Below are 18,504 nucleotides of genomic sequence, written 5' to 3' on the forward strand. Positions count from 1 at the left end.
CGGCAATAAGGAACTCACCCCATCGGGTAACACCCGTTCAGCCCAATGCGTAGCCTTCGATGTCCGCGACCACGTCGAGCGTGCCGTAGTCGGAGGAGAGCCGCAGGTAGCCGTTCACCACCGGCAGCCAGACGAGGCCCGCGGTCACCTGCCCGCGCTGGTAGCGCAGGGCCTCCTCCACGGGTCGGTGGTTCCCGTCGGCCCAGGCCCACAGGGAGCCCGGGGCCGTGGGGTTCACCGCGGTCAGGTTCACCAGCACACCGGTGACGCCGGACGGCAGCCCGGCCGCGCCCGACACCTTGAAGCGCCAGTCCGTCGAGGCCGCGAGCCGCCCGCGGTGACCCAGCCCGGTGCGCGTGTCGAGCACCCGGACCGGTGTCGTCATCACGTGGAACTGACTGTCCGCCAGTTCCGGGGCGTAGAAGCCCTCCACGGCGACGGAGAGGAGGATCGGTCTTCCGGCGTGGGCGTAGACGGACACCTTGCCGTCCGGCCCCACCGGGACCACGGCCGTGGCCGAACGATCCTCGCCCTGGCTGAAGTTGAGCACCGACGTGCCGGGACGTGCGGTCCCCGCCCGGTAGGCGGTCAGGTATCCGGCACTGCCCGGCTTGGACACGGTGAGCCTGAGCACCACCGCCGTGGCCCCGTAACCCATGTCGTACTGCTGGAGGTTGGTGAGCTCGGGCGGGACGACCTGAAGGGTACGCGTGCCGTCGGCGGCCAACCGCGGCGCTCCCCACCAGTTGGTCCACTCGCCGTGCTGGCCGAGGTACGAGGTGAAGAAGCCCGCCGGTCCGGTCGGCGCGGTCGACTGGTAGCCCTCGACGTCGGCGACCAGGTCGACGGGCCCGGCGGAGACGTACAGGTCCACCTGTCCGTTCGCGCCCACGGGCACGCTGACCAGGTTGGCGATCGTCTGCCCCCGCCGGTAGTCGAGGGACGACGCCGTCGGGCGGGGCCTGCCGTGCGGATAGGCGGTCACGTACCCCGGGGCAGCCGAGCCCACGGCCGTGAGATTGAGCAGGACCGAGGTCGCCCCGCTGGGTACGCCGTGGCCCGTGACGGTGAGGCGGATGACACTGTGCGCGCCCGGCCGGCCCTTGGCCGCCCCCGTGCCGTTGCGCGTGTCCAACAGCCGCGCGGGCGCCACCGCCGCGAACGCGGCGCCGACCTGGGCGACCGCGGACGCGCTGATGGTCCGGCCGATCCGGTCGGTCGCGGTCTGGGTGACCCGGTAGCGACCGGGCCGGGCGTAGGTGTGCAGCATGTTCGACGCGTCCACGGGCACGGTGCCGGTGCCGTCGCCGAAGTCCATGGTCTCTCCCGCGATACCCCAGGGCGAGAAGAACAGGGTGCCGAAGGTCGAGGCGTCGATGGTGAGCGGGTGCCGGGCGTCGGGGATCCGGATCCCCGGCGCGTCCTTCACGGTCATGGGGCCGGGCGGGCTGATGACCACCTGCGTGGTGAACGTCTGCTGGTACGAGGAGCCCTCCACCCGCTTGGTCTCGGTGATGGCGTAGGTCTGGCCGCCCGCCGCCCCCTTGGTGTAGACGTGGCTCGGCAGCGTTCCCGCCGCATAGGACCGCGTCGTGCCGTCGCCCCAGTCCACGGTGGCGGAGACGGGGGTCCGCCACGGGTTGAAGTCCTGGTAGGGCAGGGTGATCGCCGTTCCCGTCGGCGCCTGGTCGGGCGACGGCGACGGCGCGTAGAAGTGGATCGGGTCCTGCACCTCCTCCGCCCCCCGGTCCCAGGTACCGCTCCCGGTACCGGTGTTCGGAACCAACGTGTTGTCCACCCGGGGTCGACCGTTCACGTCCGTCGGCAGCTCCCCGGGCGCCGTCTCGTCGGCCGCGTCCACCCAGTTGTCATAGTTGCGCGCTGCCGCACTCGGCGCGGTCACGAGGTCCTGCACGCCGAAACCGCCCGGCGCCGCCTGGAAGGCGGTGACGGTGGTGTACGCGGTGCCGCCCCAGTCGTACAGCGTGCCGTCGCTCCCCGGCCTGACATTGTCGTAGGACTCGCGCATCCCCTGCAGGCTGTCCGGGTCCGCCTTGAGCGGTCCGTCGAAGACGTTGTCGACCAGCACCGTGCCGGCGGACCCGCCGGACACGGTGAGCGCCGAGGTTCCGCTCGCCGTGACGGAGTTGCCTGCCACCAGGGCGTCACTCGTTCCGCTCAGTCGGACGGGCGCCCGCAGCACGTTCGTGCTCAGGGTGACCCGCTGGGTCCCCGCTCCCACCTGGACCGCGTAGGGGGCATTGAAGTTCAGCACGTACGTCTGACGAAGCGTCACATCGGCGCTGGAACCGGTGATGTCGACCGAACCCACGGCGGGGCCGCTGATGTCCGCCAGCTCGCTCGACTCCACGCTCACCTGCCGCGAGTCGGCGATGTGCAGCGTCCCACTGCCCCGGAACCGGGAGATCCGCACGTCGTGCACCGACTGGAGCGCCAGTGTTCCAGTGCTGACCGAGGACATGTCGGCCGAGGTCAGCGTGATCGGCGCGTCGGGCGTACCCGAGCGGGAGAGAACGGCGTCGTCGGTCGCCTCGACGACCATGACGGTGTCACCCGGCTGGGCCGCCGACAAGGCGGCCTGCAGAGTGCAGTACGGCTGTGCCTGGTCACCCGGGCCTGCGTCGGCGCAGTCGGCGGCCGACGACTGGACGAAGCGGACAACCGCTCCGTCCGCGTGCGCGCTGGGCGCGGCCAGCAGGCCGGCGGCGAGCGCCAGAGGTATCAGACCCGCTGTGCGAATTCTGGACAACGCGCCCCCCGGGCTGCGGCGGAGCACTCCCCATGCCCCGGACGCGGGGATCCTACCGATCTCCGTCCGTGCGCTGTCCAGTGGGAACGGGACGCCGAGGGCCCGGCCCGCGCAGTGCGCGGGCCGGNCACAGGGGTTGACGGGCCGTCAGGCCTCGCCCTCGGCGGACTCGTCCGGCTTGGGCTCCTCGGCCGCCAGCCCGAGGCGCTCGGCGATCCAGGTGTTGAAGGTGACCGCGGCCTGCGTCCAGTTGGCGGTCATCGCGACGAAGTAGTCCAGGTTGACGCCCATGCCGACGATCATCTGGGTCTCGCCGATGACCCGGACGGCGTCGTCGTGGGTGTGGGTGTAGACCTTGGGCCAGAGGGTCTCCCGGTTCCACTCGTCCAGCGCCTCCAGCAGCTCCGCCTTGCGCTCGAGGTCGTGCGGCTGGTCGTAGAAGGCGCGGACCGCGAACAGCTCCTGCTGCTCGCCGCGGAACATGAAGTAGACCCGGAAGCCCTCCCAGGGGGCGAGCAGGTCGCCCTCCTCGTCCACCGTGTGCTTCAGCTCCATCTGGTCCAGCAGCTGCTTGACCAGGTCCTGGTCCGGGATGATCACCGGCGGCTGGCCCGCGGGGGCGGGCTGCTGCGGCACCCCGAAGGAGGGGATGGAGGACGGATCGATGCTCATCAGGGGTGCTCCTCGCGGTACTGGCACGTAGGGCTCCTATCCTGCCCTGTCGGCGCCGCCCGCGTCAGTCGACCCCGGCGCGGAGCCCGCGCCGGGGTCGACTGCTCTCCTTCGACCGGGCCTGCCTACTTGTCCAGGCTCAGCGCCTCCTTGTCCTGGCGGCGGACCGTCAGCTTCTCGGCGCCCGGCGCGGCGTCGACCTCGACCGTGTCACCGTCGCGGACCTCGCCGGAGAGGATCGCCCGGGCCAGCTGGTCGCCGATGGCGGACTGGACCAGCCGGCGCAGCGGACGCGCGCCGTACGCCGGGTCGTACCCGGTGAGCGCCAGCCAGTCGCGCGCGGCCGGGGTGACGTCCAGGCTGAGCCTGCGGTCGGTGAGCCGCCGGCCCAGCGAGGCGACCTGCAGGTCCACGATCCGGCCCAGCTCCTCGGTGCTGAGCGGGTCGAAGACCACGATGTCGTCGAGCCGGTTGAGGAACTCCGGCTTGAAGGCGGTGCGCACCGTGTCCAGCACCCGCTCCTTCTTCACCGACTCGTCCAGTGCCGGGTCGATCAGGTACTGCGAACCCAGGTTGGAGGTGAGGATCAGCAGCGTGTTGCGGAAGTCCACGGTGCGGCCCTGACCGTCCGTCAACCGCCCGTCGTCCAGCACCTGGAGCAGGATGTCGAAGACCTCCGGGTGGGCCTTCTCCACCTCGTCCAGCAGCACCACCGAGTACGGACGCCGCCGGACCGCCTCGGTCAGCTGGCCGCCCTCCTCGTAGCCGACGTAGCCGGGCGGCGCGCCGACCAGCCGGGCGACGCTGTGCTTCTCGCCGTACTCGCTCATGTCGATGCGGACCATGGCCCGCTCGTCGTCGAAGAGGAAGTCCGCCAGCGCCTTGGCCAGTTCGGTCTTGCCCACGCCGGTCGGGCCGAGGAACAGGAACGAACCAGTGGGCTTGTCCGGGTCCGCGATGCCGGAGCGGGACCGGCGCACCGCGTCGGAGACGGCCTGGACGGCGGTGTGCTGGCCGACCAGGCGGCGGCCCAGCTCGTCCTCCATCCGCAGCAGTTTGGCGGTCTCCCCCTCCATCAGCCGTCCGGCCGGGATGCCGGTCCAGGACGCGACGACGTCGGCGACGTCGTCCGGGCCGACCTCCTCCTTGACCATGGACGCGGTGGTGGACTCGGTCCGCGCGGCGTCCTGCGCCTGGGCCAGCTCCTGCTCGGCGGCAGGGATGTCGGCGTACATCAGCCGCGAGGCGGTCGCGAAGTCCCCGTCGCGCTGGGCGCGCTCGGCCTGGCCACGCAGGTCGTCCAGGCGCTCCTTGAGCTCACCGACCCGGTTCAGGCTGCCCTTCTCCTGCTGCCAGCGGGCGGTGAGTCCGGACAGCTGCTCCTGCTTGTCGGCCAGGTCGCGGCGCAGCCGCTCCAGCCGCTCGACGGAGGCGGCGTCGGACTCCTTCGACAGCGCCATCTCCTCCATCCGCAACCGGTCCACGGCGCGCTGGAGTTCGTCGATCTCGACCGGCGAGGAGTCGATCTCCATGCGCAGCCGGGACGCGGACTCGTCCACCAGGTCGATGGCCTTGTCCGGCAGGAAGCGGGAGGTGATGTAGCGGTGGGACAGGGTCGCGGCGGCGACCAGGGCGGCGTCCGCGATCTGCACCTTGTGGTGCGCCTCGTAACGCCCCTTCAGACCGCGGAGGATGGCGATGGTGTCCTCCACGCTCGGCTCACCCACCAGCACCTGCTGGAAGCGGCGCTCCAGCGCCGGGTCCTTCTCGATCCGCTCGCGGTACTCGTCCAGCGTGGTCGCGCCGACCATGCGCAGCTCGCCCCGGGCCAGCATGGGCTTGAGCATGTTGCCCGCGTCCATCGCGGAGTCGCCGCCGGCGCCCGCGCCGACGATGGTGTGCAGTTCGTCGATGAAGGTGACGACCTGGCCGTCGCTCTCCTTGATGTCGTTCAGGACGGCCTTGAGCCGCTCCTCGAACTCGCCGCGGTACTTGGCCCCGGCCACCATCGCGCCCAGGTCGAGGGCCACGAGGCGCTTGCCGCGCAGGGACTCGGGCACGTCGCCTGCGACGATGCGCTGGGCCAGCCCCTCGACGACGGCGGTCTTGCCGACGCCGGGCTCGCCGATCAGCACGGGGTTGTTCTTGGTGCGGCGGGACAGCACCTGGATCACCCGGCGGATCTCCTGGTCCCGGCCGATGACCGGGTCGAGCTTGCCGTCCCGGGCCGCCTGGGTGAGGTCGGTGCCGTACTTCTCCAGCGCCTTGTAGGTGCTCTCCGGGTCGGCCGAGGTGACCCGTGCGCTGCCGCGCACGTCGGTGAAGGCGTCGAGCAGCGCCTTGGCCGTGGCGCCCTCGGCCCTGAGCGCGTCGGCGGCCGCGCCGCCCTCGGCGGCCAGACCCACCATCAGGTGCTCGGTGGAGACGAACTGGTCGTCCAACTCGGCGGCGCGGGCGCCGGCCTCGTTCAGCACGGCGACCGTCTGCCGGGCGAGCTGCGGCGCCGCCACGGTGGAGCCCTGCGCGCTGGGCAGGGCGTTGGCCAGGCGCTCGGCCTGGCCGCGCAGGCGCGCGGGGTCCGCGCCCACCGCCTCCAGCAGCGGCCGGGCGATCCCCTCCGGCTGCTCCAGCAGCGCGATGAGCAGGTGGACCGGGGTGACGTCGGGATTCCCCGCCCCGGAGGCCTGCCGGATGGCTGCGGAGAGCGCCTCCTGCGCCTTGGTGGTCAGCTTGCTGGCGTCCACGTCTGCGTCGTCCTCCCTGCGGTGCCCGTGACTGTCTGCTTACCTCAGCATGACATAAGTTGAGTCTATTCCGCTCAACCTCAGCCACCGCCCAAGGGGCGCGGGGAACTGCGCGGGCAACCCACCACTCAGGGAGGTTCGACCCTGAGTGCGGGCCGGACCTCCCTGAGTGGTGGGTTGCCGCGGTGGGGGCCCCTCCCACCCGAAGGGTGGGGGATCCCCGCGCCCCTGACGGGGCGTTACTGCTCGCCGGGCTTGTCCTCGGCTTCGAGGTGGTCGACGCAGACCGCGACCGCGAGGACCAGGGGCACGTCGACGCCTTCCTCGACGTCGATCGCGTACGTGTCCCGGAAGGAGAACCACTTCTTGCTCACCTGGGCGATCCGCCGCCCCTCCTGCTCGAGCTGGTACTCGTGGTCGAGGAAGTTCCCGGTGATCTCGATGTCCGGGGTGACCCCGTCCTCGAACTCCACCAGGTACTTGTCCCGGAACAGGTGCAGCAGCTTCTTGTGGACGGTGGCGATGGTGTCGCCGTCCCGTTCGATGTTCATCCGGTCGCGGAAGGACAGCAGGCGCTTCTTCACCTCCAGCAGCGTCTCCCGCGTCTCCGCGTCCTTGAGCTCGAAGGTCTCCCGGATCCGCAGCGACTTGCCGTCGACCAGGAAGACCTTGTCGTCGTGCTCGTCACGGATCCAGTGGTCCTCGCCGAAGCCGAAGATCCGCTCCCGCATCAGGTACTTCACGTCGCCGCCTCCTTGGACGTCTGCTCAGCTCTGCGTCGAAGGGGGACGTTACGCCACGCCGATGACGAGCAGGGCCGCGTGCGGCAGCACCAGCGTGCCGTCCGGGGCTGCGAACTCCGCTGCCAGCAGCTCGAACTGACGGCGTGCCTCCTGCTGCACGGCAGCGCCCTGCGCGAGGAGCGTCCGGCCCACGGCGGCCACGCCGTTCGCCGGGCCCGCCCACCACTCGTCCGGGGTGGCCCGGTGCTCCCAGCGCAGCGTCCGGGCCTCGACAGCGGTGAAGCCCGCCGCTCGGACCAGCGCGGCCAGGCCCGACTCCGAGCGCTCGAAGTCGTGCTCGGGGTCCAGCGAGGGCAGCCAGCCCGGGCGGACCGCGCCCGCCGCGTTCAGCGCCCGGGGTACCAGGGACTGCCCGCCCGCGGCCGGGACCGCCCAGATCGTCAGCCCGGCCCTGCCGCCCGGACGCAGCACCCGCCGCAGCTCCCGCAGCGCCGCGGCGGGCCGACCCACGTGGTTCAGCACGAAGTTGGCCGCGACGACGTCGAACTCGCCGTTGCCGAACGGCAGTTCCGGCAGCACAGCCTGGCTGACGCGTGCCTCCGGCACCCGCTCGGCGGCAGCGGCGACCATGCCCGCGTCGGCGTCCACCGCCCGTACCCGCGCCCCGCGGGCGACAGCCGCCTCGGCCACCGCACCGGTGCCGGTCCCGACGTCCAACAGCGCCGTGCCCGCCGCGACCTGCACGCCGTCCAGCAACTGCGGGACCGGGTACGCGCACAGCTTGGCGTAGCTGCGGCCGTACGCCTCCGCCCGGCCCGCCCAGACCCTGCGCTCCGCCTCGTCAAAGATCGTCATGGCCGGTCACCGTAGCGGTATGCCGATCGCGCGGCGCGCCGCCCTTCGGGTCAGACGGTCCCCCGCACCCTGCCCCACGCCTGGCGCGCGCCGGCGGTCCCGTCCGGGGCGTCCAGCCGCAGGCCGAGCGTCAGCCTGCGCCGCATCCAGCTGCCGACGGGCCGGTCCACCAGCCGGTAGATCAGCCAGGACAGCAGCAGCATGGCGGCCAGGACGACGCCCATCGTCACCCAGTGCCCCAACTCCGGGACGTGGTGCGTGATCTCACGGGCCAGCGGGATCCCCAGGCTCTGGTGGACCAGGTAGAAGGGGTAGGTCAGCGCCCCGGCCGTGATCAGCCAGCGCCACTGGACGCGTACCAGCGGACCGATCGTGGCCAGCGCCAGCAGGGCCAGGAAGCCGGTGAGCAGCAGGGCGCAGACCGACCAGGACACCGTCCGGTGCACCCCCCAGTCCGCGCCGTGGATGCGGACCCGATCCTGAAGCACCGTCATCTGGTAGGCCCAGGCGACCCCGAGCAGCACCCAGAGCAGCAGGTTGGGCCCGAAGCGGTACATCAGGTAGAGGGCGATCCCGGAGACGAACAGCCCCGCGTATCCGCTCAGCACGAACTGGTCCAGCAGCGTGGCGTGGGTCTGCGTGGTGACGAACGCCGCCACCAGCCAGGCGCAGCAGAAGCCGAGGATCCGGGAGTACGTGGTGCCGAGGGTGAGCACCACGGCCATCAGCACGTAGAAGCGCGCCTCCACGTCGAGCGTCCAGGCCACGCCGTCCAGCAGGTTGGTGTGGAGGGCGCCGGGGAACATCGACAGGTTGGCCAGCACCACCCGGGGGTGGATCACCGCGCCGACGTCCTTGGTCTGCATCGGGATCAGCGCGATGCGCAGCACGATCAGGACGAGCGCGCACCAGTAGGCCGGGTAGAGCCGGGAGATCCGCGAGACCGCGAACTGCCCGGGGGTGCGCCCCCAGGCGCTCATGCAGATGACGAATCCGCTGATCAGGAAGAAGGCCTCCACGCCGAGCCAGCCGTACATGGCCGCGTGGTGCAGCGGATAGGCGAAGGCCTTCGGACGCGCGCCCCAGATGGCCGGGTCGTTCGGCCCCAGGTAGTGGAAGGCGGCCACCGCCAGGGCGGCCACCAGGCGGAGGCCGTCGACGACGGCGAGCCGCGGCGCGGTACGGCGGGGGGCCGTGGGCCGGGCCGCCACCTCCTCGGTCGACCCGGAGACCTGCTCCTGCGGTCGCGGCAGCGCCTCGGTCGCGTGGTCGATCCCCACCCATGCTCCTGATCAGCCGTCACGGCGTCGGCCATGCAGACCAACCTGTCCGTGAGTGAAATCTACGACGTGAAATCCGTATGAATCCCGCCCCTGCGTTCGGGCAGCCTCCCCTCCCCCGGAGCCGGGTGTCAACCCGGCCCGGGCGGAATGCCCGTCCCGTCCCGTGAGGTTGTATTGGTCCATGGCTACACGTGCACGCGTCCGCGCCCCCGAGCTCGTCGGCAGGGGCGGCTGGTTGAACACCGGCGGCAGGGAACTCACGCTCGCGGATCTCCGCGGCAAGATCACGATTCTGGACTTCTGGACCTTCTGCTGCATCAACTGCCTCCATGTCCTGGACGAGCTACGGGAGTTGGAGGAGAAGCACCGGGACACCACGGTGCTCGTCGGAGTGCACTCGCCGAAGTTCGTGCACGAGGCCGAGCACCAGGCGGTCGTGGACGCCGTCGCCCGCTACGAGGTCGAGCACCCGGTGCTGGACGACCCGGAGCTGGCCACCTGGAAGCAGTACGCCGTACGCGCCTGGCCGACGCTCGTGGTGATCGACCCCGAGGGCTACGTCGTGGCCCAGCACGCGGGCGAGGGGCACGCGCACGCGATCGCCGCGCTGGTGGCCGAGCTGGAGGCGGAGCACGAGGCCAAGGGCACGCTGCGGCGCGGCGACGGGCCGTACGTGCCGCCGGAGCCCACTCCGGGCGCGCTGCGCTTCCCGGGCAAGGCCGTCCGGCTCGACAACGGCCACCTGCTGGTGGCCGACTCGGGCCACCACAGCGTCGTCGAGCTCGAGGCCGACGGCGAGTCCGTCGTCCGCCGGATCGGCACGGGCGAGCGGGGCTTCGCCGACGGCGGCCCGTCGCAGGCCCGGTTCAGCGAGCCGCAAGGCCTCGCCCTGGTCCCGCAGGGGCTCGGGCTCGGATACGACGTGGTGGTCGCCGACACGGTCAACCACGCCCTGCGCGGCATCCGCCTCGCCGACGGCGAGGTGACGACGCTGGCCGGCACCGGTCGCCAGTGGTGGCAGAACTCCGCGACCCAGGGCGCCGCCCGCGAAGTGGACCTGTCCTCGCCCTGGGACGTGGCCTGGTTCGACGGCGCCTTCTGGATCGCCATGGCCGGCACCCACCAGCTGTGGGTCTTCGACCCCGCCACGGACATGGTCGGCGTCGCCGCCGGGACCACCAACGAGGGCCTGGTCGACGGGCCGCCCGGGGAGGCGTGGTTCGCCCAGCCCTCGGGCCTGGCCGCCACCGCGGACCGGCTGTGGGTCGCCGACTCCGAGACCTCCGCGCTGCGCTGGGTCGAGCCCGGCAGCCACCAGGTGCGCACCGCGGTCGGGACCGGCCTCTTCGACTTCGGCCACCGGGACGGCGCCGCCGAACAGGCGCTGCTCCAGCACCCGTTGGGCGTCACCGCGCTGCCGGACGGCTCGGTGGCGGTGGCCGACACCTACAACCACGCGCTGCGCCGCTTCGACCCGGCGAGCGGTGAAGTCACAACGGTGGCAACGGACTTGCGCGAGCCCTCGGGCGCCGTGCTGGACGGCGAGGAGCTGGTCGTGGTCGAGTCGGCCCGTCACCGGCTGACCCGCCTGCGACTGCCCGAGCAGGCCCTGCGGGTGGAGGCCGCCGCCCACCGCACCCAGCGCCCGGCGACGGAGGTCGCCCCGGGGCGCCTGAGCCTGGACGTGGTCTTCACGCCTCCGGTGGGCCAGAAGCTCGACGAGACCTACGGCCCGGCGACCCGACTGCTGGTCAGCTCCACCCCGCCCGAGCTGCTGCTCTCCGGGGCGGGCGCGGACACCGCGCTGTCCCGGGAACTGGAGCTCAACCCCGAGGTGACGGAAGGCGTCCTGCACGTCTCGGCGATGGCCGCGTCCTGCGACGCCGACCCCGCGATCGAGTTCCCCACCTGCCACGTCCACCAGCAGGACTGGGGCGTCCCGGTCACGGTCCGTGCTGACGGCACGTCACGTCTGCCCCTCGTCCTCGCAGGCATGGACGGCGAGTAGCCCCCTTCGGGGCGCGGGGATCCCCACCCTCCCCCAGCCTTCGGCCGGGGATGACCCAAAAAAACGGCGGGAGGTGCCCCCAGCGCGAGCGGCCCACCACCCAGGGGGTCCGACCTGCAATCAGGGTCGAACCTCCGCGGTGGTGGGCCGCTCGCGCGGGTATTCGAGGCCCGCAGGTGGTGCGACTAGCTCTCCAGGAACGCCTTCAGCGCGGCGGCGAGCAGGAACGGGTCGTCGGCACCGCAGAGTTCGCGGGCGGAGTGCATGCTGAGCGCAGCGATCCCGCAGTCGACCGTCGCGATCCCCAGCCGCGCCGCCGTGATGGGGCCGATGGTCGTTCCGCAGGGCATCGCGTTGTTCGAGACGAAGGTCTGCCAGGGCACGCCCGCCTTCTCGCACGCCGCGGCGAACACCGCGCGGCCCACGCCGTTCGTGGCGTAGCGGTTGTTGACGTTGACCTTGAGGATCGGGCCGCCGTTGGGCATCGGGTGGTGGCCGGGCTCGTGCCGCTCGACGTAGTTCGGGTGGACCGCGTGGCCCATGTCGGAGGACAGGCACACCGTGCCCGCCAGCGCCCGCGCCCGGTCCTCGACGGAGCCGCCCCTGGCGAACACCGAGCGCTCCAGCACCGTGCCCAGCAGCGGGCCCTGGGCGCCCGTGTCGGACTCGCTGCCGTTCTCCTCGTGGTCGAAGGCGACCAGCACCGGGATGGACGCCGGCCCGGCCGACGCCGAGGCGGCCGCCAGCGCGGCCGTGCCCGCGTGCACCGAGAGGAGGTTGTCCAGCCGCGGCGCGGCCAGCAGTTCGCGGTCGCGGCCCAGATAGGACGGCGGCTGGATGTCGTGGACCATCAGGTCCCAGCCCGCGACGTCGGCCGCGTCCAGACCGGCGGCCGCCGCGACGTAGGCGATGAGCGAGCCCTCGTCCACCCGGCCCAGCCCCCACACCGGGGTCAGGTGGCGCTGCTTGTCGAGCACCATGCCCTCGTTGACCTGGCGGTCCAGGTGGATCGCCAACTGCGGGACGCGCAGCAGCGGTTCGTCCAGCTGCACCAGGCGCACCGAGCCGTCGCGCAACGCCAGGCGGCCGGACAGGCCCAGGTCGCGGTCGAGCCAGGTGTTGAGCGGGACGCCGCCGTAGATCTCCACGGCCACCTGCCGCCAGCCCGCGCTGCCGGTGTCCGGGATCGGCTTGACGCGCAGGTTCGGCGAGTCGGTGTGCGCTCCGACGATGCGGAACGGGGTGTCCGCCGTGGCCCCCTCGGGCACGTACCACGCCACCAGCGCACCGCCCCGCACGAGGAAGCGCCCGCCGGGGGTGCCCTCCCAGACCGCCGTCTCCTCGACCTGCCGGAAGCCGGCCTTCTCCAGCCGCTCGGCGGCGGCCGCCACCGCGTGGAACGGGGAGGGGCTCGCCTGCAGGTAGGCGATCAGGTCGTCGGTGTGACTGCGGTCGAAGGCGACCGACGGGGTGGCACTCAAAGGATGCTCCAGCCAGTGAGGGTTTGGGCCTGCCACCGAGGATAGGCCCGTTGTCGTGTCCGGATCTTGTCGCTGTCCGTTTCACACAGGGACGTACCCATACGAAAGCCCGGCCCCGGGGGACCCGGGGCCGGGCTTTCACCGAGCGGCCACAAACGGGCCGTCAGACCATCACAGCGGCGATCAGAACGCCTCCTCCGGAAGGTCCATGATCGCGTTGTCGATGCCCTCGGCGATCAGCCGCTGGCTGTGCACGGTCGGCAGCACGTTGCGGGCGAAGAAGCGGGCGGCCGCCACCTTGCCGGTGTAGAAGGCGGCGTCCTTGCCGGTCACGCCCGCGTCCAACTTGGCCTGGGCGACGGCCGCCTGACGCAGCAGCAGCCAGCCGAGGACGACGTCGCCGGAGGCGAGCAGCAGGCGGGTCGTGTTCTGGCCGACCTTGTACATGTTGCGGGTGTCCTGCTCGACCGTGCCGAGCTGGGCCAGCATCGCGCCGACGATGGCCTCCAGGTCCCCGGCCGCGGCGGCGAGCAGGTCGCGCTCGGCCGCCAGGGCCTCGCCGCCCAGGCCGCCCGCGATGGACTTGGTGATCTGCTCGGACAGCGCGGTCAGTGCCTGGCCCTGGTCCTTGACGATCTTCCGGAAGAAGAAGTCCTGGCCCTGGATGGCCGTGGTGCCCTCGTAGAGGGTGTCGATCTTGGCGTCCCGGATGTACTGCTCGATCGGGTACTCCTGCAGGTAGCCGGAGCCGCCGAAGATCTGCAGCGACTGGGCCAGCTGCTCGTAGGACTTCTCGGAGCCGTAGCCCTTGACGATCGGCAGCAGCAGGTCGTTCAGGCGCTCGGCGGCGGAGGCGTCCTCGCCGCGGGCCTTGAGCAGCTGCACCTCGTCCTGGACGGTGGCGGTGTAGAGCACCAGCGCGCGCATGCCCTCGGCGTAGGCCTTCTGGGTCATGAGCGAGCGGCGCACGTCGGGGTGGTGGGTGATGGTGACCCGCGGGGCGGCCTTGTCCAGGAACTCGGCCAGGTCCGGGCCCTGCACGCGCTCCTTGGCGTACTCGAGGGCGTTCAGGTAGCCGGTGGACAGGGTGGCGATGGCCTTGGTGCCGACCATCATCCGGGCGAACTCGATGATGCGGAACATCTGGCGGATGCCGTCGTGCTTCTCGCCGAGCAGCCAGCCCTTGGCCGGGTGCTTCGCGCCGAAGGTCATCTCGCAGGTGTTGGAGGCCTTGAGGCCCATCTTGTGCTCGACGTTGGTGGCGTAGACGCCGTTGCGCTCGCCCAGCTCGCCGGTCTCCCAGTCGAAGTCGTACTTCGGCACGATGAACAGGGAGAGGCCCTTGGTGCCCGGGCCGTGGCCCTCGGGGCGGGCCAGCACGAAGTGGATGATGTTCTCGGCCATGTCGTGCTCACCGGAGGTGATGAAGCGCTTCACGCCCTCGATGTGCCAGGTGCCGTCGGCCTGCTGGACGGCCTTGGTGCGGCCGGCGCCGACGTCCGAGCCCGCGTCGGGCTCGGTGAGCACCATGGTGGAGCCCCAGAGCTTGTCGGCCATCAGCTTGGCGATCTTGTGCTGCTCCTCGGTGCCCTCCTCGTGGAGCACGCCGGCGAAGGCCGGGCCGGAGGAGTACATCCACACCGCCGGGTTGGCGCCGAGCACCATCTCGGCGTAGGCCCAGATCAGCGAGTTCGGGGCGACCGTGCCGCCGATGGCCTCCGGGATGCCCAGGCGCCACCACTCGGCGTCCATGAAGGCCTGGTAGCTCTTCTTGAAGGTCTCGGGGATCGGAGCGGTGTTGGTCTCCGGGTCGAACACCGGCGGGTTGCGGTCGGCGTCGGCGAAGGAGGCGGCCAGCTCGTTCTCGGCCAGACGGGAGATCTCGGCGAGGATGCTCTTCGCCGTCTCCACGTCCATCTCCGCGAACGGCCCGGTGCCGTAGACCTCGTCGCGGCCGAGGACCTCGAAGAGGTTGAACTCCAGGTCGCGAAGGTTGGACTTGTAGTGGCCCATCACCATCTCCGGATCAGTCGTCGCGTCGGGTCGCGGTCGGTCGTTCGGTCAGTGCCGCGGCGGCGTACCGGGCAGTAGCCCTCATGATGCTACCCGCAGGTAACTTCGTTCAACCCCGGACCGCCCAAGTGTTGCGGAAGTCTCGATAGCCTGGGTCCCGTGTACGGATACGAGCAGCAGCAGGCGGCGCAGAATCCCTATCCGGAAGCCGCCCCGCCCTCGCTGGCGGACGCGATCCGGGGGTTCACCGGCGGGCAGATGACGATCGACGACTTCCAGTCGGTGTTCATCACGTCGAAGATCTACTGCCCGCGCGGCGAACGCCCCGGCTTCCTGGCCCTGCACAACACTCCGCAGCCGGTCATCCCGATGTTCAGCTCGCTCAAGGAGCTGCGCCGGTATGCCGGGAAGGACTCCAAGTACTTCACCGTCACCGGGGCCGAGGTGCTGGACCTGCTGCCCACCGGCTACGGCTTCGCCCTGGACATGGAGGGCGAGCACCGCATGGTCTTCGACGCGAAGGCCGTGGAACAGATGGTCGACTTCACCATGCGCCGCATGTACGGCTGAGCAGGGCCGCGTCCCGACGGGAATTAGTTGAAGCATCAACTTGCTTGTAGTTGATGCTTCAACTACCGTGGTTGGAGTCAAGGCAGTGAGGAGGACGCCATGCCCGCCGTGACCGTCGAGAACCCGTTGATCCTGCCGAAGGTCGACACTCCGGACCCGACCACCACCACGCCCCGCCCGGTGCTGGCCGTGGCCACCGCGCCCGAGGGCTACGAGGGCGAGGGCTTCCCGGTCCGCCGCGCCTTCGCCCGCATCAACACCAAGTTCCTGGACCCGTTCATCATGATGGACCAGATGGGCGAGGTGGAGTACGCGCCGGGCGAGCCCAAGGGCACGCCGTGGCACCCGCACCGCGGCTTCGAGACGGTGACCTACCTGATCGACGGTCAGTTCGTCCACCAGGACTCGACCGGCGGGGGCGGCTCCCTCGGCGGCGGCGACACCCAGTGGATGACGGCGGGGGCCGGCATCCTGCACATCGAGACCCCGCCCGAGGAGCTGGTCGTCTCCGGCGGCCTGTTCCACGGCCTGCAGCTGTGGGTGAACCTGCCGGCCAAGGCCAAGATGATCAACCCCAAGTACCAGGACATCCACGGCGGCAACGTCAAGCTGCTGACCACGCCGGACGGCGGCTCGATCCTGCGCCTGATCGCCGGCGAGCTGGCGGGCGTCCAGGGGCCGGGGGCCACGCACACGCCGATCACGATGATCCACGCCACCCTCAGCCCCGGCGCGCGGATCACCCTGCCCTGGCGGCGGGACTTCAACGCCCTGGTGTACGCGCTCAACGGCAACGGCACGGTGGGCGAGGAGAACCGCCCGTTCCACATGGGCCAGGCGGTGGTCTTCGGCGAGGGCGACAGCATCAGCGTCCAGGCCGACGCCAAGCAGGAGAGCCGCTCGCCCAACCTGGACGTGGTGATCCTGGGCGGTGAGCCGATCCGCGAGCCGGTCGCGCACTACGGGCCGTTCGTGATGAACAGCCACCGGGAACTGCAGCAGGCCATCGAGGACTTCAACTCGGGCCGCTTCGGCCAGATCCCGGCGGAGCACGCGTAAATCGCACAGCGCTGTCAGGGTCTTCCCATAGAGTGCTGTCCCAGAAGGCGGCCGTGGTGGAGCGGGGGGACGTGTCCTCGCCCGCGGCCGCAACTGGGGGTAGTACAGATGAAGTTCCGTTCCGCCGCGGCCGCCGCTGCCCTGGCCGCGTCGGTCGCCGGCCTGGCCGTCGTCGGCGCCGCGCCGGCGCAGGCCGCCACCAAGCACAGCTCGCACACCACCGAGGCCCTGCGCGGCTACTACACCAGCACCCGCTGGGCGAGCCACGTGGTGCGCAACTACCACGCCGGCTCCAAGAAGCTGCTGACCTTCCACGTCTCGCCGAACAAGCACGGCGAGTCGGCCGGCGTCGTGACCGAGGTGTTCTACCGCGGCCACTGGGTCAAGGCCACCGTGCACGACCCGTTCTGGGTCAAGCTCGACTCCCGCAGCAACGGGGCGATCGACTACGTCGGCTTCAAGGCCGCCCCGTACGTCTTCCGGGTGCACGTGGTCTACAACGGCGACCGGAGCACCAAGGGCAGCGTCTCCGGCTGGCAGTACTTCCGGGTGACCAAGTAACGGGCTACGCCCCGTCAGAAACCCCGGGCGTAGAGGGCCGTGGCATCGTCGCGGGCCTTGCCCCGGGGCCAGCGCTCGCACGCCGGGTCCGCGGCCTCCAACTCGCGGACCCGGCGCAACAGTTCCCGGGGCCCGCGCTGCTCGAGCAGGCGCAGCGCGTCCGGCCAGCCGCCCTGGTCGAAGCGTTCGACGAAGCGGCTCGCGCCGTCGGTCAGGGCCGCCGCCGCGCGCAGTTCGGTGAGCGGGACGGCCCCGGTCTCGGCCCGGTCCGCGGCCCGCGGCAGGGCGGCGGCGATCCACGGCCCGTGCTCGGTGTTGCGGGCTGCGCGCACCGCGAGGGCGTACTGCATGTGCAGCGCGGCCCGCTCCGGCGTGCCCGGTGCGGCGCCGTACACCTGGCGCCGCAGCCGCTCCCCGGCGGGGAAGGGCTGGTTGTCCCCGACGACCGTGCAGGCCCCGGCGCCCCGGTCCAGCACCAGGAGCGAATCGCCCAGCACCAGGTACTGCAGCGCACTGCCGTGCACCCGGGCGGCGACCACCATGGCGGCAGGGGTGTTGGGGTGCGCCAGGTCGCAGCGCGCCCCGTGCAGGGACGCGGTCTCCGCGATGGCGTCCGACAGGCACTGGGCCATGGTCCGGTCCGGCCGGTCCACGAGCCGCGCGAGCAGGTGGACGCCCAGCCGCCGCGCGTACCAGGCGGTGCCGTGCTGGCAACCGCTCTCCATGCCCGCGGGTGAACTCGCCCCGTCCAGCAGCACGAACGCCTCCGGCGCGGCCGCGACGAAGTCCTCGCTCACCCGGCCGGCGCGTGCCGTCTCGGCGGCGAACTCGACCAGCATGTACCCATTGTGACGGCAGGTCAGCTCCGCGTACCAGGGTCTCAGCCGAAGCGGCCGTTGACGTAATCCTCGGTGCGGGAGTCCTGGGGGCTGTGGAACATCGCGTCCGTGGGGCCGTGTTCGACGATGCCGCCGGGCCGGCCGGCCTCCGCGAGGAAGAAGGCGCACCGGTCCGACACCCGCGCCGCCTGCTGCATGTTGTGGGTGACGATGACGATGGTCACCTGGTCGGCCAGGCTCTGGATGGTCTCCTCCACCCGCCGGGTGGAGGTCGGGTCCAGGGCCGAGCAGGGCTCGTCCATCAGCAGCACCCGCGGACGCACGGCCAGCGAGCGGGCGATGCACAGCCGCTGCTGCTGGCCGCCGGAGAGCGCGCCGCCGGGCGAGCGCAGCCGGTCGCGGACCTCCGTCCACAGGCCCGCCCGGGTCAGGCACTCCTCGACGAGCGCGTCCTTGGTGGAGCGCGGCGCCCGCGTCCCGGTCAGCTTGAGCCCGGCCAGCACGTTGTCGTAAATGCTCATCGCCGGAAAGGGGTTGGGCTTCTGGAAGACCATCCCGATGTCCCGCCGGGCCTCGGTGATGCGCCGTTGCGGGGCGTAGACGTCCTCTCCGTCGAAAAGGACCTGGCCGGCCAGGGCAGCGCCGGGAACCATCTCGTGCATCCGGTTCAGCGTCCGCAGGAAGGTGGACTTGCCGCAGCCGGACGGGCCGATCAGGGCGGTCACCCGTCCCGCGGGCATGGTCAGCGAGACCCGGTCGAGCACCTTGTGGGTGCCGAACCAGGCGGAGACCTCGCGGGCGTCCAGCTCGGCGGGGCGCGGGCCCGCGCCCGGGACCGCGGGCAGCTGGGCGGTGGGGAGTTCCGCCGGGTCGGCGGGCAGCGCGGTGGTGAGTTCCGACGTCATG

At 71.5% G+C, this 18,504-nt stretch carries 14 protein-coding genes; 4 read left to right on the forward strand and 10 right to left on the reverse strand.

The genetic code is table 11. The annotated features are described in order from the left end of the window. Positions 1-37: 37 nt before the first annotated feature. From ACFP3V_RS20825 to ACFP3V_RS20850, 6 genes are all read right to left on the reverse strand, one after another. Positions 38-2,770, reverse strand: a complete 2,733-nt coding sequence (locus tag ACFP3V_RS20825) for a PKD domain-containing protein (RefSeq protein WP_380585620.1) — start codon at positions 2,768-2,770, stop codon at positions 38-40. 147 nt (positions 2,771-2,917) lie between these two features. After that, positions 2,918-3,442 (reverse strand): type III secretion system chaperone family protein, encoded by a 525-nt coding sequence (locus tag ACFP3V_RS20830; RefSeq protein ID WP_380585622.1) that lies wholly within the window; start codon positions 3,440-3,442, stop codon positions 2,918-2,920. A 125-nt stretch (positions 3,443-3,567) separates the two neighbouring features. Further along, positions 3,568-6,186, reverse strand: coding sequence for an ATP-dependent chaperone ClpB (gene clpB, locus ACFP3V_RS20835; protein ID WP_380585624.1), 2,619 nt, complete (start codon positions 6,184-6,186; stop codon positions 3,568-3,570). Positions 6,187-6,425: 239 nt separating this feature from the next. Further along, the gene (locus ACFP3V_RS20840; RefSeq protein WP_380585626.1) at positions 6,426-6,929 is read right to left on the reverse strand and encodes an LURP-one-related/scramblase family protein; all 504 of its coding nucleotides are present in this window, start codon (positions 6,927-6,929) and stop codon (positions 6,426-6,428) included. A 48-nt stretch (positions 6,930-6,977) separates the two neighbouring features. Continuing rightward, on the reverse strand, positions 6,978-7,784 hold the full coding sequence (locus ACFP3V_RS20845) for a class I SAM-dependent methyltransferase (protein ID WP_380585628.1): 807 nt from the start codon (positions 7,782-7,784) through the stop codon (positions 6,978-6,980). A 50-nt stretch (positions 7,785-7,834) separates the two neighbouring features. Then, entirely contained in the window at positions 7,835-9,064 is a 1,230-nt protein-coding gene (locus tag ACFP3V_RS20850) for an acyltransferase family protein (protein ID WP_380585630.1), read from the reverse strand. 184 nt (positions 9,065-9,248) lie between these two features. Between ACFP3V_RS20850 and ACFP3V_RS20855 the strand changes: the two genes are divergently transcribed. Next, positions 9,249-11,075, forward strand: coding sequence for an NHL domain-containing thioredoxin family protein (locus ACFP3V_RS20855; RefSeq protein WP_380585632.1), 1,827 nt, complete (start codon positions 9,249-9,251; stop codon positions 11,073-11,075). 185 nt (positions 11,076-11,260) lie between these two features. Here ACFP3V_RS20855 and ACFP3V_RS20860 read toward each other — a convergent pair whose 3' ends face one another. Both ACFP3V_RS20860 and ACFP3V_RS20865 read right to left on the reverse strand, forming a co-directional pair. Continuing rightward, positions 11,261-12,556 carry a M18 family aminopeptidase gene (locus ACFP3V_RS20860; RefSeq protein ID WP_380585634.1) on the reverse strand — a complete coding sequence of 432 codons (1,296 nt, stop codon included), beginning with the start codon at positions 12,554-12,556 and terminating at the stop codon, positions 11,261-11,263. Positions 12,557-12,739: 183 nt separating this feature from the next. Further along, positions 12,740-14,569, reverse strand: coding sequence for an acyl-CoA dehydrogenase (locus ACFP3V_RS20865; protein WP_380585636.1), 1,830 nt, complete (start codon positions 14,567-14,569; stop codon positions 12,740-12,742). A 159-nt stretch (positions 14,570-14,728) separates the two neighbouring features. Here ACFP3V_RS20865 and ACFP3V_RS20870 point away from each other — a divergent pair, with 159 nt between their 5' ends. The 3 genes from ACFP3V_RS20870 to ACFP3V_RS20880 all read left to right on the forward strand — a co-directional run bounded on the left by ACFP3V_RS20870 (position 14,729) and on the right by ACFP3V_RS20880 (position 16,759). After that, positions 14,729-15,139, forward strand: a complete 411-nt coding sequence (locus tag ACFP3V_RS20870; protein ID WP_380585638.1) for an SseB family protein — start codon at positions 14,729-14,731, stop codon at positions 15,137-15,139. A gap of 99 nt (positions 15,140-15,238) precedes the next feature. Continuing rightward, positions 15,239-16,198, forward strand: a complete 960-nt coding sequence (locus tag ACFP3V_RS20875) for a pirin family protein (RefSeq protein ID WP_380585639.1) — start codon at positions 15,239-15,241, stop codon at positions 16,196-16,198. 108 nt (positions 16,199-16,306) lie between these two features. Then, positions 16,307-16,759: a hypothetical protein gene (locus ACFP3V_RS20880; protein WP_380585640.1), complete on the forward strand. Its 453-nt coding sequence runs from the start codon at positions 16,307-16,309 to the stop codon at positions 16,757-16,759. 14 nt (positions 16,760-16,773) lie between these two features. On the opposite strand, the gene ACFP3V_RS20885 is transcribed toward ACFP3V_RS20880, so the two are convergent. Together ACFP3V_RS20885 and ACFP3V_RS20890 are read right to left on the reverse strand one after the other, a co-directional pair. Continuing rightward, complete coding sequence (locus ACFP3V_RS20885; protein ID WP_380585642.1) at positions 16,774-17,598, reverse strand: protein phosphatase 2C domain-containing protein; 825 nt, start codon at positions 17,596-17,598, stop codon at positions 16,774-16,776. Between the two features lie 41 nt (positions 17,599-17,639). Beyond that, on the reverse strand, positions 17,640-18,503 hold the full coding sequence (locus ACFP3V_RS20890) for a phosphate ABC transporter ATP-binding protein (protein WP_380585644.1): 864 nt from the start codon (positions 18,501-18,503) through the stop codon (positions 17,640-17,642). Between the last annotated feature and the right edge of the window lies 1 nt (position 18,504).

Source organism: Streptacidiphilus monticola, from assembly GCF_042658505.1.
Lineage (GTDB): Bacteria > Actinomycetota > Actinomycetes > Streptomycetales > Streptomycetaceae > Streptacidiphilus > Streptacidiphilus monticola.